The sequence below is a fragment of the Halorientalis pallida genome (assembly GCF_004118325.1).
Lineage (GTDB): Archaea > Halobacteriota > Halobacteria > Halobacteriales > Haloarculaceae > Halorientalis > Halorientalis pallida.
This window is the reverse complement of sequence record NZ_RDFA01000002.1, coordinates 520,121-534,574: the sequence shown is the minus strand read 5'-3', so window position 1 is coordinate 534,574 and position 14,454 is coordinate 520,121. Positions and strand designations below refer to the sequence as shown.

Sequence of the window (14,454 nt, the reverse complement as noted above, 5' to 3'; positions counted from 1 at the left end):
ACCGTCTAGGCCGGCGTCTCGTCGGCCCGCTCTTTGATGAGGTCCTTGAGGTCTTCGACGTCCCGGATGTTCTCGATCTCCTCGCGTTCGATGAGGGCGGTCCCGTCGACCGATTCTTGCCGGGCACGGTCGACGACGTAGATCGAGGTAGTTCGAGTGACCCGGCCCACGGAGGACATGATCCGCGCACGCTTTTCGGCGGTTTCGGTGAACTCCGAGTGGCCGGTGAGCATACGCTGCTCGCGGTCTCGCTCCTCGCTGATCGTCTTGAACGGTGCGCGGTCGGTCGGGTGCACGTCGAAGCCGACACGGGTGAGGACGGTGACGACCGGTTCGTCGTCGGGATCGACCTCGGGATCGTCCGGCATCGGCTCGTCTTCGCGGACCTGATCGGCACCGTCGATCACGTCGACGGGCGACGTGAGCGGGGCCTCGAACAGTTCTTCGAGCTGTGTGGCGACCTCGACGGAGGCGTCCATGCCGTCCTCGTACTTCGAGACGGTCCGGCGGGAGACGCCGAGTTCCTGGGCGAGTCGGCCCAGCGACCAGTCCCGATCCTCGCGGGCGTCGGCCAGCACCTCGCTGTCGATGTTGACGTACAGGCCGCCGGGCGCGGCGTAGATCAGGGGCGGCACCTCCTCGACGAATAGATCCATCGCGGTGTCGGGCGAGAGGACCGGCACGCCGTGGCGGAAGTAGACGACGCCGGGCTTGAGATCCTCGTCGCGGGTCCGCAATCCGATGACGACGGGCGTCGCTCGCAGGTACTCGCCGAGGCGGCGCATCTCCGCGCCCGTCTTGGCGTCGAAGGCGTCGATGTTGCCGAGGATCTTCACCAGGACCGTGTCCTCACCGCGGCGGGCCGCGACGTCGAAGCTCTTGGGCCGGATCGCACACCGGTCGCTGACGAGAAAGCCCGCGTCCCGCAACATCGCGGTGACGTTGCCGACCAGTGCGGATCGTGACATCAGGGATACTTTAGTAAGGCCTCGCATAAAACGTTTGTGACGGTGGGACACGCCCCGTCCGGCGGTTTTCGAAGTTCTTCGGCGATAGTTTCATATACTGTGATTCGTCCGAAACGCGTTACTCCGGCGGCACGGAAAGGGCGGTCGTGACCATCGTCGGGTTGGACGACACCGATTCCCGGACGCGAGGGATGTGTACGACGTACGCCGCCGCCGTGCTGGCCGAGCGAGTGCGCCGCGCGGGCGGCCACGTCGAGCGTCTGCTCCTGGTTCGGCTGAATCCAGCCGTCGAGTACAAGACGCGGGGGAACGCCGCGCTGGCGGTCCACTGCGACCTCGGCGTCGACGAGGCCTTCGAGTTGGCGACGAGCCTCGTGGACGAGACCGCCGAGACCGGCGACGACCGGACCAACCCGGGCGTCGTGGCGACCGACGACGGCCTCGGCGTAAAGTCGGACTGGCTTCGGGCCCTCCCCCGGCGGGCGATTCGGGAGGTCCTCGACCCCGAGACCGACGTACGCGACCCGCTCGACGCGGGCGGCTACCGCCATCGTGGCTGGGGGAACGGTCGTGGGCTCGTCGGTGCGAGCGCGGCCGCCGGCGCGTGGGCCGGTCTGCGCGAGGGGAGTTCGTGGGCCGTGCGCGAGGAGTGGACCTACGAGTGTCTGACCTACCGCGAGCGCGAGCGCTGGGGGAGCGAGCGCGACGTCGATCCGGAATCGGTCTTTTCGGTGGCCGAGGAGTTCTACCCCGACATCTGGGACACGGTGGACCGCGGCGAGGGGGAGGCAGTCTGTGTCCCGAACACGCCCGGCCCCGTCCTCTACGGCATCCGGGGTGACGACCACGAGAGCGTCGAAGCGGCCGCCGAGGCCATCGAGAGCGAACCCATCGAGCGCCGGGCGACGTTCGTCACGAACCAGGGGACCGACCAGCACCTCCGCACTGTCGAACCGGACGGAATCGCCGAGGATCACGCAATTCGCGTCACCGGCGAGGTCGTCGAGGCTCCGGAGACGCGGGAAGGCGGGCACGTCTTCTTCACGCTCGGGTTTCCGGACGCGGCGGCCGATTCCCTCGCCTGTGCCGCGTTCGAACCGACCAAGCGGTTCCGTGACCGCGTGCGCGCGCTCCGGGTCGGCGACCGCGTGACCGTCTGCGGGGAGGTCTCGGGTGGAACCTGCAAACTGGAGAAGTTCGCCGTTCACGACCTGAACCGGACGGAACTCGTCACGCCGGACTGTCCGGACTGTGGCCGGTCGATGAAGAGCGCCGGCGCGAACGCGGGGTATCGCTGTCGGGACTGCGGGACCAGCGCCGAGGGGAAGGTCGAGCGCGCAGTCGAGCGCGACCTCGAACTCGGATGGTACGAGGTGCCGCCGTGTGCGCGACGGCACGTTGCGAAGCCGTTAGTGAGAGGTGGGTTCGACGGGCCGACGCATCCGGAGCGGTGAGAGATCAGTTCTCGTCAGGAGGACGGTCCGCGGTTCGCCGCCGATACGCATCGAACGCGACGAGGATGATCCCGGCCACGACGCAGGCGGCCCCCGCCATACCCAGCGGAAGCAGGATGAACATCGCAGGGACCCAGAGGAGCCCCATCCCGGGCCCCTCCCGGTGCGTCGTAATCTCGTAGGCACGGCCGTTACGCTGGATAATGTACCGGCCAACGCCATCATCGATATACATGAACTCAGGTGCAGTCTCGCCCTCGCGTTCGACGATGTACTCACCGCGTTCGATAGTTCGGTCGACGACCTCTTGCCCGCGTTCCGAGAGGTTCGCGTAGTGGAGGTGCCCCTCTTTTGAGGCATCGAACGCCGCGGAATCGTTCTGGAGTTCGTGGACGTAGTCGGAATCGAAGACGACGAAGCCGCCGCCGGCCGCGCCGGCGAGCATGACAGCTCCGACGGCCACCAGCCACGTTCCCCGATCCCAGTCCATGCGGGTGCTGTAGGTGTCAGCGGTAAGTACTTTCTGCGGCGGTGCGGCGCGGTCGCGGTCGCGGGGCGGTTGCGGTCGGCACTCCGCGTCGTACCGGACGCGAGCCGCTGGCTCGCGTCCGGCAGTTTTTCCCCAAGTTTTTGCGATGGGGGGTGCGCCACGCGCACCCCCCGACATAAAAAGTGGGTCAGAAAGAGTCGACGTCCGTCCCGACCGAACAGACGTACTCGCCGGTGGCGACCTGCGGGAGGCGACGAGTTCTCCAGAACACGCCCTGGGAGTCGGCGGTGACCTCGGCCTTGGACTGGCCGAACGCGTCGGTGATCTCGAAGAGGGTGTCGTTGCGGGCGACCCTGTCTCCGAGGTCCTTGTGGAAGGTGACGAGCCCGCCGGCGGGTGCGCCGTACTGCTCGAAGCCGCTCGCGCGGGTCTGCGGGTCGGGGACGTGGGTCTCGTCGGTGAAGCCGTAGTACGCGAGGACGTTCTTGACGCCCTGGACGCCGATCTCGATGGAGTGGTCGTCCCAGCCGACACAGCCCCCGAGTTCGGGGTCGATGGTGGGGACGCCGTCGTCGGGGCCGGCGCGGGCGAGCTGGCCGTCGGGGCCTTTCTGATCGAGGATGTAGCCACAGCCGAAGACCTTCGCGAGTTCGAGACACTCGTCGTGGAGGCGGTGGCGCGGGCCACAGCGGACGCGACACTCCTCGATCATCCGGGAGGTCGAGCCCTGGTGGAGGTCCAGCACGAGGTCGGCGCGGGTGGCGGCCTCGAAGGTGGCGGCGGCGATGCGCTCGCTGGAGGTGCCCCGTTCGTCGCCGGGGTACGTCCGGTTCATCTTCGTATCGTCGACCGGGTTGCGGTGTTCGGCGACCTGGAAGGCGTGGTAGTTGACGATGCCGACGAGCAGGATGGTGCCGGCGATGTCGTCGGGGTCGAGCTGGGGGACGAGGCGCTGGATCACGCCGACGCCGTTGAGCTCGTCGCCGTCGCTCGCGGCCTGCACGTAGAGCGTCTTCCCGCTGTCGGCACCGTTGACGACCGCGACCGGCAGTCCGACCTCGGTGCCGTCACGAGTCTCGCCGACGAACAGCCGCCCGGTGTCGATCTCGCCGGGGGCCGCAGTCGCCGTGCCGAGGCTGGTCATTATCACCAACGGGCGGTTGCACGGTCTTAGGCCGTTCGATATGTTCCACGGCCTGCCGGAACCGAACGGGACCGACGCGATTTTGCCTCGGGAGTCGTTAGTGGAGGTGTGACAGACGACGCTGACGCACCCGCGAGCCCGGACGGCGGTCCCGCCAGTGGTGCGAACGGGGCCGCGTCGGAGCCCAGCCCCGAAGAGGGAACGACGGCGGACGTCGAGGCCGAGTGGGAGGACACGCGCCCCGAGCGGCCGGGCGGCGCAGCGGCGATGATCGAGGCGCTGAACGTCCGGGACAACGCCTTTCGCGGGTTCATCTTCGGCTTCGTGTTCACGGCCGCGGTGTTCACGTTCTTCGTCGTGGTGCCCGGCGTCGACCGGTCGCCACTGTACTACGTGGCGCTGGCGTTCGTCCTCGCGACGGGGCTGGGCGCGCTGGTGACGGCGGCGCTGGTGCTACGGGACGCGTACCGGCTCTCGAAGACACTCTAGCCGTCCACGGGTTCGTCACCGGCGAGATCGGCCAGCCGGTCGCTTCCCGAACGGGTCCCCTTTGCGATCAACACGTCGCCGGGGTGCAGTTCAGTCTCCGGGCCGGGCGAGATGACCCAGCTGCCGCCCTCGCGGCCGGTGCGTTCGCTCTCGGTCCGGCCGCGTCGGACGGCGATGACGCGCATCCCGGTCTCGGTCTTGACCATCTTCTCGCCGAGCGTGACGTCCGCGAGGTCGCTGTCCGGGGCGACCGTCAGCCGGACGATCACCTCGTCGGATTCGCGGACGGCCTCGGCGACGACGGGGTGGGTACCCAGGCCGCGGAGGACGCCCTCGCTGATCTCCAGGGCGGCGTCGCTGATGACCTCGGTCGCGCTGGCGAGCTGGACGAGCCCCCGGAGGTCCACGGGGTCGTCGACGCGGCTGGCGGCCTGCAGCGTCCAGGCCTCGAAGCGGGACTGGAGGGCGTCGACCTCGGCTTCCAGTTCTAGCACCTCCTCGGCGACGGCATCCGAGTCGAACAGGACGGCCCCGTAGGCCAGGTCGACCGCGAGTTCGCTCATGTTTTTCATGTGGACGATGGAGTCCACGGCGCGTTCGAGGTCGTCGATCCCCGGTTCGGGCGGTTCGGGCGGGACGTACGCCCGGCCGCTGGCGTCCTCGTAGACCCCGGCGATGCCCTCTTCGGAGCCCCGGAAGATGACCACGTCGTCGGGGTGGAGCGTGGTCTCCGGGCCCGGATTGAAGAGCCACTCGCCCTCGCGCCGGATGGCGATGGCGCGCACGCCGGTCTCGGTTTCGAGGTTGATCCGTTCGAGCGTCCGGTCGGCGAAGGGCGAGTCCGGGACGACGACGGCGCGCACGACCGTCTCGACGGCCTCGGGGAGAGCGGCCCGCATGGCGTCGGGGAGGCCGATGTCTTCGAGGACGATCTTGGCGATGTCGCCGGCGGCGTCGGAGACCTTCTCGGCGGCACCGACGACGCCCAACACCGGCGCGAGCGCCTCGGCGTCTTCGGGGTTGCGGGCGGCCATGAGGAGTCCCATGCGCGCGCGCAACTGGAGCACGTCCATCTTGGCTTCCAGTTCCAGTACCTCCTCGGCCACTTCGTCGGAGCCGAGCAGGACCGCCGAGTACGAGAGGTCGATCAGCAGTTCCGCGGTGTCTTTCATCTCGGCCAGCAGTTCCTTGACGCTGACCGGTTCGTACTCGACGTCGTCGACTGCCATACCCGAGGGTCCTCGTCGCCGAGTGAAAAGCGTTGCCCGGCGACAGCCGGTCCCGAACCACTGTAAAGACGGCAACCGTTGCGGGCGGCGCGCGAGCGCGCCGCGGCGGCTCCCCTGTCGACGAGGGCAGTCCAATTACTCAACGCTAGGCTGTCGTGGTGGATAGTTTTAACATTTCAGCCTGGATTTTATTCGCGCGTCCACCGAGCCGGCGGCGGGCGGCGCTCGTGTGCCGGACAAAAGATAATGCTTTTCCCGGCAGGTAGAGAACGCCGACGTATGTCCGACGAGCTCAAAAAAGGGCTTGAGGGTGTCCTGGTCGCCGAGTCGGAACTGAGTTACATCGACGGTGACGCCGGCGAACTCATCTACCGGGGCTACTCCATCGACGATCTGGCGCGTGACGCGAGCTACGAGGAAGTGCTGTACCTGCTGTGGCACGGCCACCTCCCGAACAGCGAGGAGCTCGCCGAATTTACCGAGGCCATGAGCGCCGAGCGGGAACTACACGACGACGTGCACGACATCGTGCGTTCGCTGGCCGAGGCCGACGAGAACCCGATGGCCGCGCTACGGACGGCCGTCTCCAGTCTCTCGGCACACGACCCCGACGCGGCGGCCGATCCCCAGGATCGGGACGCGAACCTCCAGAAGGGGCGGCGCATCACCGCGAAGATTCCGACGATCATCGCGGCCTTCACGCGGATTCGCGACGGCGAGGAGCCGGTCGCGCCTCGCGAGGACCTCAGCCACGCCGAGAACTTCCTGTACATGCTCAACGGCGAGGAGCCCGACGAGGTGCTCGCCGAGACGTTCGACATGGCACTCGTGCTCCACGTCGATCACGGACTGAACGCCTCGACGTTCTCTTCGATGGTGATCTCTTCGACGCTCGCGGACCTACACTCTGCGATCCCCGGTGGGATCGGCGCGCTCTCGGGCTCGCTGCACGGCGGCGCGAACCAGGACGTGATGGAGGCCCTGCTCGAACTCGACGAGTCCGGCAAGGAACCGGTCGAGTGGGCTAAAGACAAGCTCGAAGCCGGCGAGCGCGTCCCCGGTTTCGGCCACCGCGTCTACAACGTCAAGGACCCCCGGGCCCGCATCCTCTCGGACAAGTCCAAGGCCCTCGGCGAGGCCGCTGGCTCGCTGAAGTGGTTCGAGTACTCCACCTCGATCGAGGACTGGATGAACGAGGAGAAGGGCCTGGCCCCGAACGTCGACTTCTACTCGGCGTCGACGTACTACCAGATGGGCATCCCAGTCGACATCTACACGCCCATCTTCGCGATGAGCCGCGTCGGCGGCTGGATCGCCCACATCCTCGAACAGTACGAGGACAACCGGCTGATCCGCCCGCGCGGTCGCTACATCGGCTCGACCGACGAAGAGTTCGTGCCGGTCGAGGAACGATAGGGAGCCTCGACAGCAGGGAGAGGCTCGGAAACGCGAGCGGGGAGGCACGACCCGCGAGCGATGGTGTCTTTTCACGGCCGATCACGAACGAACCCGACGTGAGCGAGGAGTCCGTTCCCCCTTCGGACTGGCAGGTTCCCGGAATCAGGCTCATACTGACGGTCCCGATACTCGCGGGTCTGTGCTGGATCGTCTGGACGGGTTGTGCGGCCGGTCAGTTCCGCCCCGTCCCGTTCGCAGGCGGTTTGCTGGCGGGAATCCTGACGCCGTTCGTGGTCCGGCGACTGCCCACCGATCGTGAAGGGGGCCCGCGGAACAGCGGTCGACTCGCAGACGGCTGGTGCTGTCGTCTCTGACGAGTGGCGGATCGATAGTCGCCGTCTAGTACGTTCTGGTCCCGCTCGTACCCGCTTGGCTCGGTCACGCGCTCGTCTGGGGACTGTTCGGGTTCGGCGTCGCAGTCGTCGGGTACGTGGCTGGGGCCGCAGTGTGGTCGTCGGTCGGGAGCTAAAGCCAGCCCTCGATCTCGTCGGCCAGCGGACCGCGCCGGTGAATCTCACCGGCGTCGACGTCGACGACGGTACTGCCGCCGCCTGGAGTTCGCCCGCCGTCGAGCAGGACGGCGACGGCCTCGCGGATCTGCTCGCCCAGTTCGTCGAGTTCGCGGACGCTCCCGGTGCCGGAAACGTTGGCACTGGTGGCAGTAATGGGGTGGAAGGCATCCAGCAGTTCGAGCGCCAGCTCGTGGTCGGGGACGCGCACGCCGACTTTTTCGCCGCCGCTGGTCAGCACGTCCGGCACCACGTCTCTGCGGTCGACCAGCACCGTGACGGCCCCGGGCAGGAACTCGTGCATGAACGCACGCTCGTCGGCGGTCGGTGCGGTGTACTCCAGGGCCGTCTCGATGTCGGGCACCGCGAGCGACACGGGCTTGTCGCGGTCCCGGCCCTTGGCCTCGAAGACGCGCTCGACGGTGTCGCCGTCGGTTGCGTCCGCGCCGAGGCCGTAGACGGTTTCGGTGGGGTAGACCACCAGTTCCCCGTCGCGCAGGGCGTCGGCGGCGCGCTCGATGTCTCCGTCGGTCATGGGAGTAGGTGGGCCGCCGACGGGCAAAAGTCGGTCGTTACAGGTCGTCGATGGCGGCCTCGACCTCGTCGTAGTCGGGGAACTCGGGCCACTCGTCGGCGACCCAGGCGTACTGGATCACCCGCTCGGCGTCGAGCAGGAAGACGGCGGGTCGGGGTTCGCTGACGCCGGCCATCCCGTCCAGATCGTGGGCGATGTCGTACTCCTCGGCCACGCCGTTCTGTGGGTCCGAGAACAGGCGGTAGTCGGCGTCCTCGATCCCACGTTCGTCGATGGTCGTCTTGTGTTCGTACGGCGAGGAGATCGAGAGGCCGACGACTTGGAGGTCGCTCTCGCCCTGGCCCCACCCACGATCACGGACCTCGTTCCACATGTAGGTCGTCGGGAAGGCCCCGTCCATAGTGTGAAAGAGCAGGAGGACCGGGCCGTCGGCGGTGAGGTCCGACAGCGCACGGTCCTCCCAGTACTCGTGGTCGACGAGGGGACGCTCGAAGTCGGGAGCCTGGTCGCCTGCTTCGGGGTGATCGGCGTCGGGGAGGTCGACGACCTCGAAGTCGAGTCCCATCGCCATCAGGCGGCACCTCCGGTCTCGTCGGCGTCCCCGTAGGTGCGGTCGAGGTAGTCGACGATGTTGGCGCTTTCCGACATCGTGACGCCCGTGGCCTCGTCGACCATGGCGGGGACGGTTCGCTTGCCCGAGATGCGTTTGACCACGTCCCGGTCGGAGTGCATCGGTTCGACGAACCGGGACCGGTAGTCGAGGTCGTAGGCCTCCAGCTTGCGGACGACGCGTTCACAGAACGGACACGCCTGCAGCCGGTAGAGTGTGATATCCGGGTCGCTCATCGGCGGGTATTGGGACGAGACCCGGGTAAGCCCTTCGGGCCGCTGTGCGGAACTCGCACGGACGCTCGACGGAACCCGTCGGGAATCGAGGGCGAGAGGCGCGAAACCGCGGGATGGCGCGCATTACGGCGATGACAAGTCTTAATCCCGCCGACGGCAAAGTCAGCGGGTAATGGGCGCAGCCTCGGCCGTCGCGCCGCTGTTCGCACCGACGGGACCGCTCACGACGCAGGTACTGGGCGTCCCGTTGCCCGATAGCCTCGTCCCCATCGGCGGAGCCATCGTCGTCTTCCTCCTGCTCGTGCTGTCGGCGTTTTTCTCCTCCTCGGAGATCGCCATGTTCTCGCTGGCGGCCCACCGCGTCGACGCGCTCGTCGAGGACGGCGTTCCCGCGGCGGAGACCCTCGAGAACCTCAAGGCCGATCCCCACCGCCTGCTCGTGACGATCCTGGTCGGGAACAACCTGGTCAACATCGCGATGACCTCGATCACGACTGGGTTGCTGGCGATCTACTTCGACCAGGGCGTCGCCGTCGCCGTCTCGACGTTCGGCATCACGGCGCTGGTCTTGTTGTTCGGGGAGAGCGCCCCCAAGAGTTACGCCGTCGAGAACACAGAGTCGTGGGCGCTGACCATCGCCCGCCCGCTGAAACTGGCCGAACGGGTGCTGTGGCCGCTGATCGTCGTCTTCGACTTCCTCACCCAGCAGGTCAACCGCGTCACCGGCGGACAGACCGCCATCGAGACCTCCTACGTCACCCGCCAAGAGATCCGCGACATCATCGAGACCGGCGAACGCGAGGGCGTGCTCGACGAGGAAGAACGGGAGATGCTCCAGCGCACGCTCCGGTTTAACAACACCATCGCCAAGGAGGTCATGACGCCACGGCTGGACGTGGACGCGATCTCGAAAGACGCCACCGTCGAGGAGGCGATGGAGCAGTGTGTCCAGTCGGGCCACGCCCGCCTCCCGGTCTACGAGGGGAGCCTCGACAATATCATCGGCGTCGTCCACATCCGCGATCTGGTCCGGGACCGCAACTACGGCGGCGTGGCCGACGGGGACCTCGAACTGGAGGACCTGATCGAGCCGACGCTGCACGTCCCCGAGTCCAAGAACGTCGACGACCTGCTGGCCGAGATGCGCGACGAACGCCTCCACATGGTCGTCGTCATCGACGAGTTCGGCACCACCGAGGGACTGGTGACGATGGAGGACCTCACCGAGGAGATCGTCGGCGAGATCCTCGAAGGCGAGGAGGAGGAACCCATCGAGTTCGTCGGCGACGACAGCGCCATCGTCAAAGGCGAGGTCAACATCGAGGAGGTCAACGAAGCGCTCGACATCGACATCCCGGAGGGCGAGGAGTTCGAGACCATCGCGGGCTTCATCTTCAACCTCGCGGGCCGCCTCGTCGAGGAGGGCGAGGAGATCGAGTACGACGGCGTCGCGATCCGCGTCGAACAGGTCGAGAACACCCGCATCATGAAAGCGCGGGTCACCCGTACACAGCGAGACGAGGACGAAGAGGAACCGGAGCCGGAAGACGCCGCGGCCGACGATTAGCCGAGGGCGATCCGCTGGGCCCCACCGGCGCGGGTGGCAGAGCTTATCTTGATTCGTTGCCACAACGACCGGACATGCCCTCCTTCCGGACGAAACGCGGCCGGTGTCACCTCGATGGCGACACGCTGCGCATCGAATCGAGTATCCGCGGGTACGCCCGCCGACTCCGTGAAGGGAATCGTCTCCTGTTCTGGGCGTACGTCGTCGCCATGCTGGTCGCCGTCGGAACGCCGTTCTCGCTGATTCTCTGGGCCGAGTACCAGGATCTCGGACTGGTTCTCGGCGGCGTGGCCCTCGTAGTCGTGCTCGCTCGCGTCGGCAACTACCTCCGCGGGTTCACGGGCGACGAGGAGATTCCCCTCGAGGACGTGGCGCGCGTCACGGCGACGGAGGGGACGAAGGGCCTCACGCGCCCGCGGTTCGTCGTCGAGTACGACCGCAACGGGGACCACAAGAAACGGTACGTTGTGATGCCGTCGCTGTGGCTCGATTACGGCGAGGAGACGTTCGATCGGGCGAAAACGGCGTTCCGCGAGGCCGGACTTCCCGTCGAGGAGAGTTAGCCGCGCAGCTGCGCGAGGGCGGCCCGGAACTGGTCGTCGCCGCGGACGGCGTGGGCGACCAGATCTGCGAGGCCGCCCAGCATGCCCGCCAGGACGACACCGGCCGCGAGGTCGAGGCCAGTCGCCAGCGCGAGAGCGGTGCCGAGCAGGCCGCCGACGACGGCGGCCGCGACGGACTGGCCCGGCGTGTCACAGTACGGGATCACGGCCGACCGTTGGGGCTGTCGGTCAAAGAAGCTGTCTCCCGGTCGGCACCCGGAGCTACTGGAGGGGTCGCTGTTCGATGACGCCCGCCTCCGGCGTGTACCGGACCTGGCGCACGTCGGTCGCGACCCGTTCGCCGTCGACGACGAGGTCGATACCGGCGACGGCGCGGAGTGCGACGCCCCGGAACGAGTCGAAGGTGAGACCGTCCTGCCGCTCGCCAGCAGCCGTGCCGATCAGTTTGGTGTCGTCGTCCACGGTTTTACCCCACGTCGCTTCCGGGGTGAGGTCGTCGGCGGCCAGGTAGCCCGCGATGGCGGTGACACGCCCGGTCCCGGGACCACGCAGGACGAGGCGCCCTCGTCGGGTCGAGATTTCGACGGTCCCGACGTCACGTTCGGAACCGATCTGCCGTTGCGCGAGGTACTGTTCGGGATCTGGGAGCGACTGCTGGAGGACCGACGGCACCGACTGCGAGGTGTCCTCGCCCGCCCCGTCGTCGGGATTCGTCCCGGCCAGGGCGGCGATCTCGGCGGCGTCGAGGGTCCTGTCGTAGGCTCGCACGTCGTCGAGTCGGCCGACGAAGCGCCTGTCGAAGATGTAGGTGCCGGCCCGGTTCTTGGCCCGGGCACCGACGGCGAACACGCCTTCCTGTTCCATCGTGATGTCGATGTCCGGTTCCGTCGCTTCGAGTTGGCCGTCGAGGTAGAGCCGGACCTCGCCCGCGGCCTTGTCGACGACGCCCGCGAGGTGGAACCACTCGCCGACGGGGAAATCGGCAGCGGTCGGGACCGCAGCGTCGGCTCTGACCTTGTTCTTCACCAGGGCGACGCCCGTGCCGTCGGATCGCTGTCGCAGTCCCAGTTGTGCAAACCGTGTGTTGCCGGTCTGTCCGTCGTCGTGGGCACTGAGGATGTCCCGGGCGCGGTCGTTGTTCGTCTCGGTGGCCGGCACGTATACCCACGCCGCCAGCGTACCGTCGTGGTCGGTCTCCCCCCAGACGTAGTCGGTGCGAATGTAGCTGTCGTCGAACGCCCAGGCCTGCGAACCGACGGCGGTGTCGCCCTCACGACGGATCACGCCCTCGTTCCGGAAGCCGCTGGGCAACTGGTCGTCCAGTCTGAACGCGTAGTCCGAAGGACCCCCGGGTTCCTGCCCGGCCGGATCGGCCGGTGTCTGGGCGTCCGAATCGGTCGTGTCGTCGCTACTCGTCCCTGTGTCGTCTCCAGAGTCGTCGGTTCCGGGGTCGTCGCCGCCCGAACACCCGGCCACCCCGGCGGCCACCGCGACCGCCGTGCCCCGCAACAGCGCTCGTCTGGTCCGTCCACCGCTTACATACCGCCGCATTGTCGTGTCGTCCTTGGTTTCGATCATAAAATGTCTTTCTGCACCGACAAGAACTGAACGGCGGCATCGTGGGCGGGTGACGCCCGGTGGTTCCGGATCGGAGCGGGGAACGCTCAGACCAGCAGTACGTCGACGGCGGTGAACGCGCCGTAGCTGAGGGTGAAAGCGAGGACGAGCGAGCCGATCCACGCGAGGACGGTGTAGCCCATCTTCTCGCCGCTGACGCCGCTACCCCCGGCGGCGAAGCCGCTGCCGATGATGGCGCTGACGATGATCTCGTTGAAGGAGACGGGGATGCCGAAGAAGACGGCGGTCTGGGCGATGGCGAACGATGGGATGAGCGCGGCGATGGAGCGGCGCGGGCCCAGCGCCGAGTAGTCCTGTGCGAGCGCCTTGATCATCCGTGGTGCGCCGGTCCACGAGCCGAGCAGGAGGCCGAACCCGCCGCCCAGCAGGACCGCGACGAGGGGGACCGCGAAGGGGTCGAGCAGGGGCAGGAGGGGACCGAGTGCCAGGCCCACCTGGCTGCCGCCGGCCGAGAACGCGACGAGTCCGCCGAGCGCGAGCAGGAAGTGGCGCTGGCCGGCTTCGGGATTCCCGCGGAGGTCCCACCAGAGGACGACGGCGACCAGCGCCGCGGCCGCCAGCGTCGCGCCAGCGTAGACGAGGAGCGGCGAGAACTCGGGGAGTACAGTGGCGGCGACGCCGGTGAGCGACGCGGCCTCGCCGGGCGGACCGAGGACGACGAAGCGGACGTTCGCGAGGATCGCACCGACGAGGCCGGCCAGCAGGGGGACCGCTAGCGACTCGGGCACGCGTTCGTCCCGGAGTGTCTTGGCGGTGCCGTAGGCGATCCCGCCGCCGACGAAGGGGACGGCGACCCACAGCGAGACGATCTCCTGGTACTTGGCCCAGGCGGGGTCGCCGCCCAGCGCCAGGCCGACGCCGACGACCGCACCGGTGACGGTGAAGGCGGTGGCGATTGGATAGCCGGCGAACACGCCGATGGCGACCAGAACCGCCGCGGTGATGAGCGCGACGACGGCCGCAGTCGGAGAGAGCGTCGCGTTCAGGATCAGTTCCCGACCGACCGCCTCGGTGACGTTCGCGCCCTGCAGGACCGCGCCGGCCAGGCCGAGCAGACCGACGATGAAGCCGGCGCGCATCACCGAGATGGCGTTGGCTCCGACCGCCGGAGCGAAGGGCGTCGACCCGGACGACCCGGCGCCGATGGCCCAGGCCATGAACAGACTTGCGGCTCCAGCGACCAGAAACGTCGCGAGCGTCCCTCCAGCGACCATTCGATAGGCGGCTACAGCCGGCAGGCGTAATAACCTGCCGTCATCGGGCGCTCGGCACGGTGTTATGCGACGTTTTTTGCGCCGTAGTTGCCGAATAATTATACGTGATGGCGTGGATAGTGCGTGGTAGGTGGGGGCAGTGGTACTCGAACGACTACGGCGGTTCGCCGGACGGCACGGGGAGTACGAGTGTCAGTGCTGTGGCGCACGGTACGAGGCCCGGCGACAGGTCTGTCCTGACTGCGGCGGGTTCTCCATCGAACGGGACTGGTAGCCCCGGCACAGCGGGTCGTTCCCCGCACTGTTTTGGGCGTCGGTTGAGGGGGGCACGGCGACAACTGCTCCTGTGA

16 protein-coding genes are annotated in these 14,454 nt (G+C 67.8%); 6 read left to right on the top strand and 10 right to left on the bottom strand.

Annotated features, from left to right (window positions below; all coding sequences use genetic code 11):
- Nucleotides 1-5: 5 nt before the first annotated feature.
- The gene (locus tag EAF64_RS07915; protein WP_129068426.1) at nucleotides 6-968 is read right to left on the bottom strand and encodes a transcriptional regulator; all 963 of its coding nucleotides are present in this window, start codon (nucleotides 966-968) and stop codon (nucleotides 6-8) included.
- Nucleotides 969-1,114: 146 nt separating this feature from the next.
- On the opposite strand from EAF64_RS07915, the gene EAF64_RS07910 reads away from it, so the two are divergent.
- Complete coding sequence (locus EAF64_RS07910) at nucleotides 1,115-2,422, top strand: tRNA(Ile)(2)-agmatinylcytidine synthase (protein WP_129068425.1); 1,308 nt, start codon at nucleotides 1,115-1,117, stop codon at nucleotides 2,420-2,422.
- Nucleotides 2,423-2,426: 4 nt separating this feature from the next.
- Here EAF64_RS07910 and EAF64_RS07905 read toward each other — a convergent pair whose 3' ends face one another.
- On the bottom strand, nucleotides 2,427-2,912 hold the full coding sequence (locus EAF64_RS07905) for a hypothetical protein (RefSeq protein ID WP_129068424.1): 486 nt from the start codon (nucleotides 2,910-2,912) through the stop codon (nucleotides 2,427-2,429).
- 187 nt (nucleotides 2,913-3,099) lie between these two features.
- Nucleotides 3,100-4,056 (bottom strand): succinylglutamate desuccinylase/aspartoacylase family protein, encoded by a 957-nt coding sequence (locus EAF64_RS07900; protein ID WP_129068423.1) that lies wholly within the window; start codon nucleotides 4,054-4,056, stop codon nucleotides 3,100-3,102.
- Nucleotides 4,057-4,164: 108 nt separating this feature from the next.
- On the opposite strand from EAF64_RS07900, the gene EAF64_RS21335 reads away from it, so the two are divergent.
- The gene (locus EAF64_RS21335; protein ID WP_227738908.1) at nucleotides 4,165-4,545 is read left to right on the top strand and encodes a DUF7536 family protein; all 381 of its coding nucleotides are present in this window, start codon (nucleotides 4,165-4,167) and stop codon (nucleotides 4,543-4,545) included.
- Here the strand turns inward: EAF64_RS21335 and EAF64_RS07890 are convergent.
- Nucleotides 4,542-5,774 carry a potassium channel family protein gene (locus EAF64_RS07890; RefSeq protein WP_129068422.1) on the bottom strand — a complete coding sequence of 411 codons (1,233 nt, stop codon included), beginning with the start codon at nucleotides 5,772-5,774 and terminating at the stop codon, nucleotides 4,542-4,544. The genes EAF64_RS21335 and EAF64_RS07890 overlap by 4 nt on opposite strands.
- A gap of 279 nt (nucleotides 5,775-6,053) precedes the next feature.
- Between EAF64_RS07890 and citZ the strand changes: the two genes are divergently transcribed.
- The gene (gene citZ, locus EAF64_RS07885; protein WP_129068421.1) at nucleotides 6,054-7,190 is read left to right on the top strand and encodes a citrate synthase; all 1,137 of its coding nucleotides are present in this window, start codon (nucleotides 6,054-6,056) and stop codon (nucleotides 7,188-7,190) included.
- A gap of 507 nt (nucleotides 7,191-7,697) precedes the next feature.
- On the opposite strand, the gene EAF64_RS07880 is transcribed toward citZ, so the two are convergent.
- The 3 genes from EAF64_RS07880 to EAF64_RS07870 are packed head-to-tail and all read right to left on the bottom strand — an operon-like array spanning nucleotide 7,698 to nucleotide 9,122.
- Nucleotides 7,698-8,276 carry an L-threonylcarbamoyladenylate synthase gene (locus tag EAF64_RS07880; RefSeq protein WP_129068420.1) on the bottom strand — a complete coding sequence of 193 codons (579 nt, stop codon included), beginning with the start codon at nucleotides 8,274-8,276 and terminating at the stop codon, nucleotides 7,698-7,700.
- A gap of 37 nt (nucleotides 8,277-8,313) precedes the next feature.
- On the bottom strand, nucleotides 8,314-8,841 hold the full coding sequence (locus tag EAF64_RS07875; protein WP_129068590.1) for a redoxin domain-containing protein: 528 nt from the start codon (nucleotides 8,839-8,841) through the stop codon (nucleotides 8,314-8,316).
- Between the two features lie 5 nt (nucleotides 8,842-8,846).
- Nucleotides 8,847-9,122 carry a glutathione S-transferase N-terminal domain-containing protein gene (locus EAF64_RS07870; protein ID WP_129068419.1) on the bottom strand — a complete coding sequence of 92 codons (276 nt, stop codon included), beginning with the start codon at nucleotides 9,120-9,122 and terminating at the stop codon, nucleotides 8,847-8,849.
- A gap of 172 nt (nucleotides 9,123-9,294) precedes the next feature.
- On the opposite strand from EAF64_RS07870, the gene EAF64_RS07865 reads away from it, so the two are divergent.
- Entirely contained in the window at nucleotides 9,295-10,689 is a 1,395-nt protein-coding gene (locus EAF64_RS07865; RefSeq protein ID WP_129068418.1) for a hemolysin family protein, read from the top strand.
- Nucleotides 10,690-10,763: 74 nt separating this feature from the next.
- Nucleotides 10,764-11,252, top strand: coding sequence for a hypothetical protein (locus EAF64_RS07860; protein WP_129068417.1), 489 nt, complete (start codon nucleotides 10,764-10,766; stop codon nucleotides 11,250-11,252).
- On the opposite strand, the gene EAF64_RS07855 is transcribed toward EAF64_RS07860, so the two are convergent.
- The 3 genes from EAF64_RS07855 to EAF64_RS07845 form a co-directional block, all read right to left on the bottom strand.
- Nucleotides 11,249-11,458 (bottom strand): hypothetical protein, encoded by a 210-nt coding sequence (locus tag EAF64_RS07855; protein ID WP_129068416.1) that lies wholly within the window; start codon nucleotides 11,456-11,458, stop codon nucleotides 11,249-11,251. The genes EAF64_RS07860 and EAF64_RS07855 overlap by 4 nt on opposite strands.
- Nucleotides 11,459-11,513: 55 nt before the next feature.
- Nucleotides 11,514-12,830 carry a LamG domain-containing protein gene (locus EAF64_RS07850; protein ID WP_129068415.1) on the bottom strand — a complete coding sequence of 439 codons (1,317 nt, stop codon included), beginning with the start codon at nucleotides 12,828-12,830 and terminating at the stop codon, nucleotides 11,514-11,516.
- A gap of 86 nt (nucleotides 12,831-12,916) precedes the next feature.
- Nucleotides 12,917-14,104, bottom strand: coding sequence for an inorganic phosphate transporter (locus EAF64_RS07845; RefSeq protein ID WP_129068414.1), 1,188 nt, complete (start codon nucleotides 14,102-14,104; stop codon nucleotides 12,917-12,919).
- A 130-nt stretch (nucleotides 14,105-14,234) separates the two neighbouring features.
- On the opposite strand from EAF64_RS07845, the gene EAF64_RS20895 reads away from it, so the two are divergent.
- Nucleotides 14,235-14,378 (top strand): hypothetical protein, encoded by a 144-nt coding sequence (locus EAF64_RS20895; protein WP_193767616.1) that lies wholly within the window; start codon nucleotides 14,235-14,237, stop codon nucleotides 14,376-14,378.
- Nucleotides 14,379-14,454 lie beyond the last annotated feature (76 nt).

What these genes read in the sequence shown, in the direction of transcription:
- EAF64_RS07875 (WP_129068590.1), bottom strand. Translation starts at nt 8,841, where the DNA reads ATGGGACTCGACTTCGAGGTCGTCGACCTCCCCGACGCCGATCACCCC.
- EAF64_RS07900 (WP_129068423.1), bottom strand. Translation starts at nt 4,056, where the DNA reads ATGACCAGCCTCGGCACGGCGACTGCGGCCCCCGGCGAGATCGACACC.
- EAF64_RS07865 (WP_129068418.1), top strand. Translation starts at nt 9,295, where the DNA reads ATGGGCGCAGCCTCGGCCGTCGCGCCGCTGTTCGCACCGACGGGACCG.
- EAF64_RS07880 (WP_129068420.1), bottom strand. Translation starts at nt 8,276, where the DNA reads ATGACCGACGGAGACATCGAGCGCGCCGCCGACGCCCTGCGCGACGGG.
- EAF64_RS07845 (WP_129068414.1), bottom strand. Translation starts at nt 14,104, where the DNA reads ATGGTCGCTGGAGGGACGCTCGCGACGTTTCTGGTCGCTGGAGCCGCA.
- EAF64_RS07850 (WP_129068415.1), bottom strand. Translation starts at nt 12,830, where the DNA reads ATGATCGAAACCAAGGACGACACGACAATGCGGCGGTATGTAAGCGGT.
- EAF64_RS07870 (WP_129068419.1), bottom strand. Translation starts at nt 9,122, where the DNA reads ATGAGCGACCCGGATATCACACTCTACCGGCTGCAGGCGTGTCCGTTC.
- EAF64_RS07915 (WP_129068426.1), bottom strand. Translation starts at nt 968, where the DNA reads ATGTCACGATCCGCACTGGTCGGCAACGTCACCGCGATGTTGCGGGAC.
- EAF64_RS07905 (WP_129068424.1), bottom strand. Translation starts at nt 2,912, where the DNA reads ATGGACTGGGATCGGGGAACGTGGCTGGTGGCCGTCGGAGCTGTCATG.
- EAF64_RS07890 (WP_129068422.1), bottom strand. Translation starts at nt 5,774, where the DNA reads ATGGCAGTCGACGACGTCGAGTACGAACCGGTCAGCGTCAAGGAACTG.
- EAF64_RS07860 (WP_129068417.1), top strand. Translation starts at nt 10,764, where the DNA reads ATGCCCTCCTTCCGGACGAAACGCGGCCGGTGTCACCTCGATGGCGAC.
- citZ (WP_129068421.1), top strand. Translation starts at nt 6,054, where the DNA reads ATGTCCGACGAGCTCAAAAAAGGGCTTGAGGGTGTCCTGGTCGCCGAG.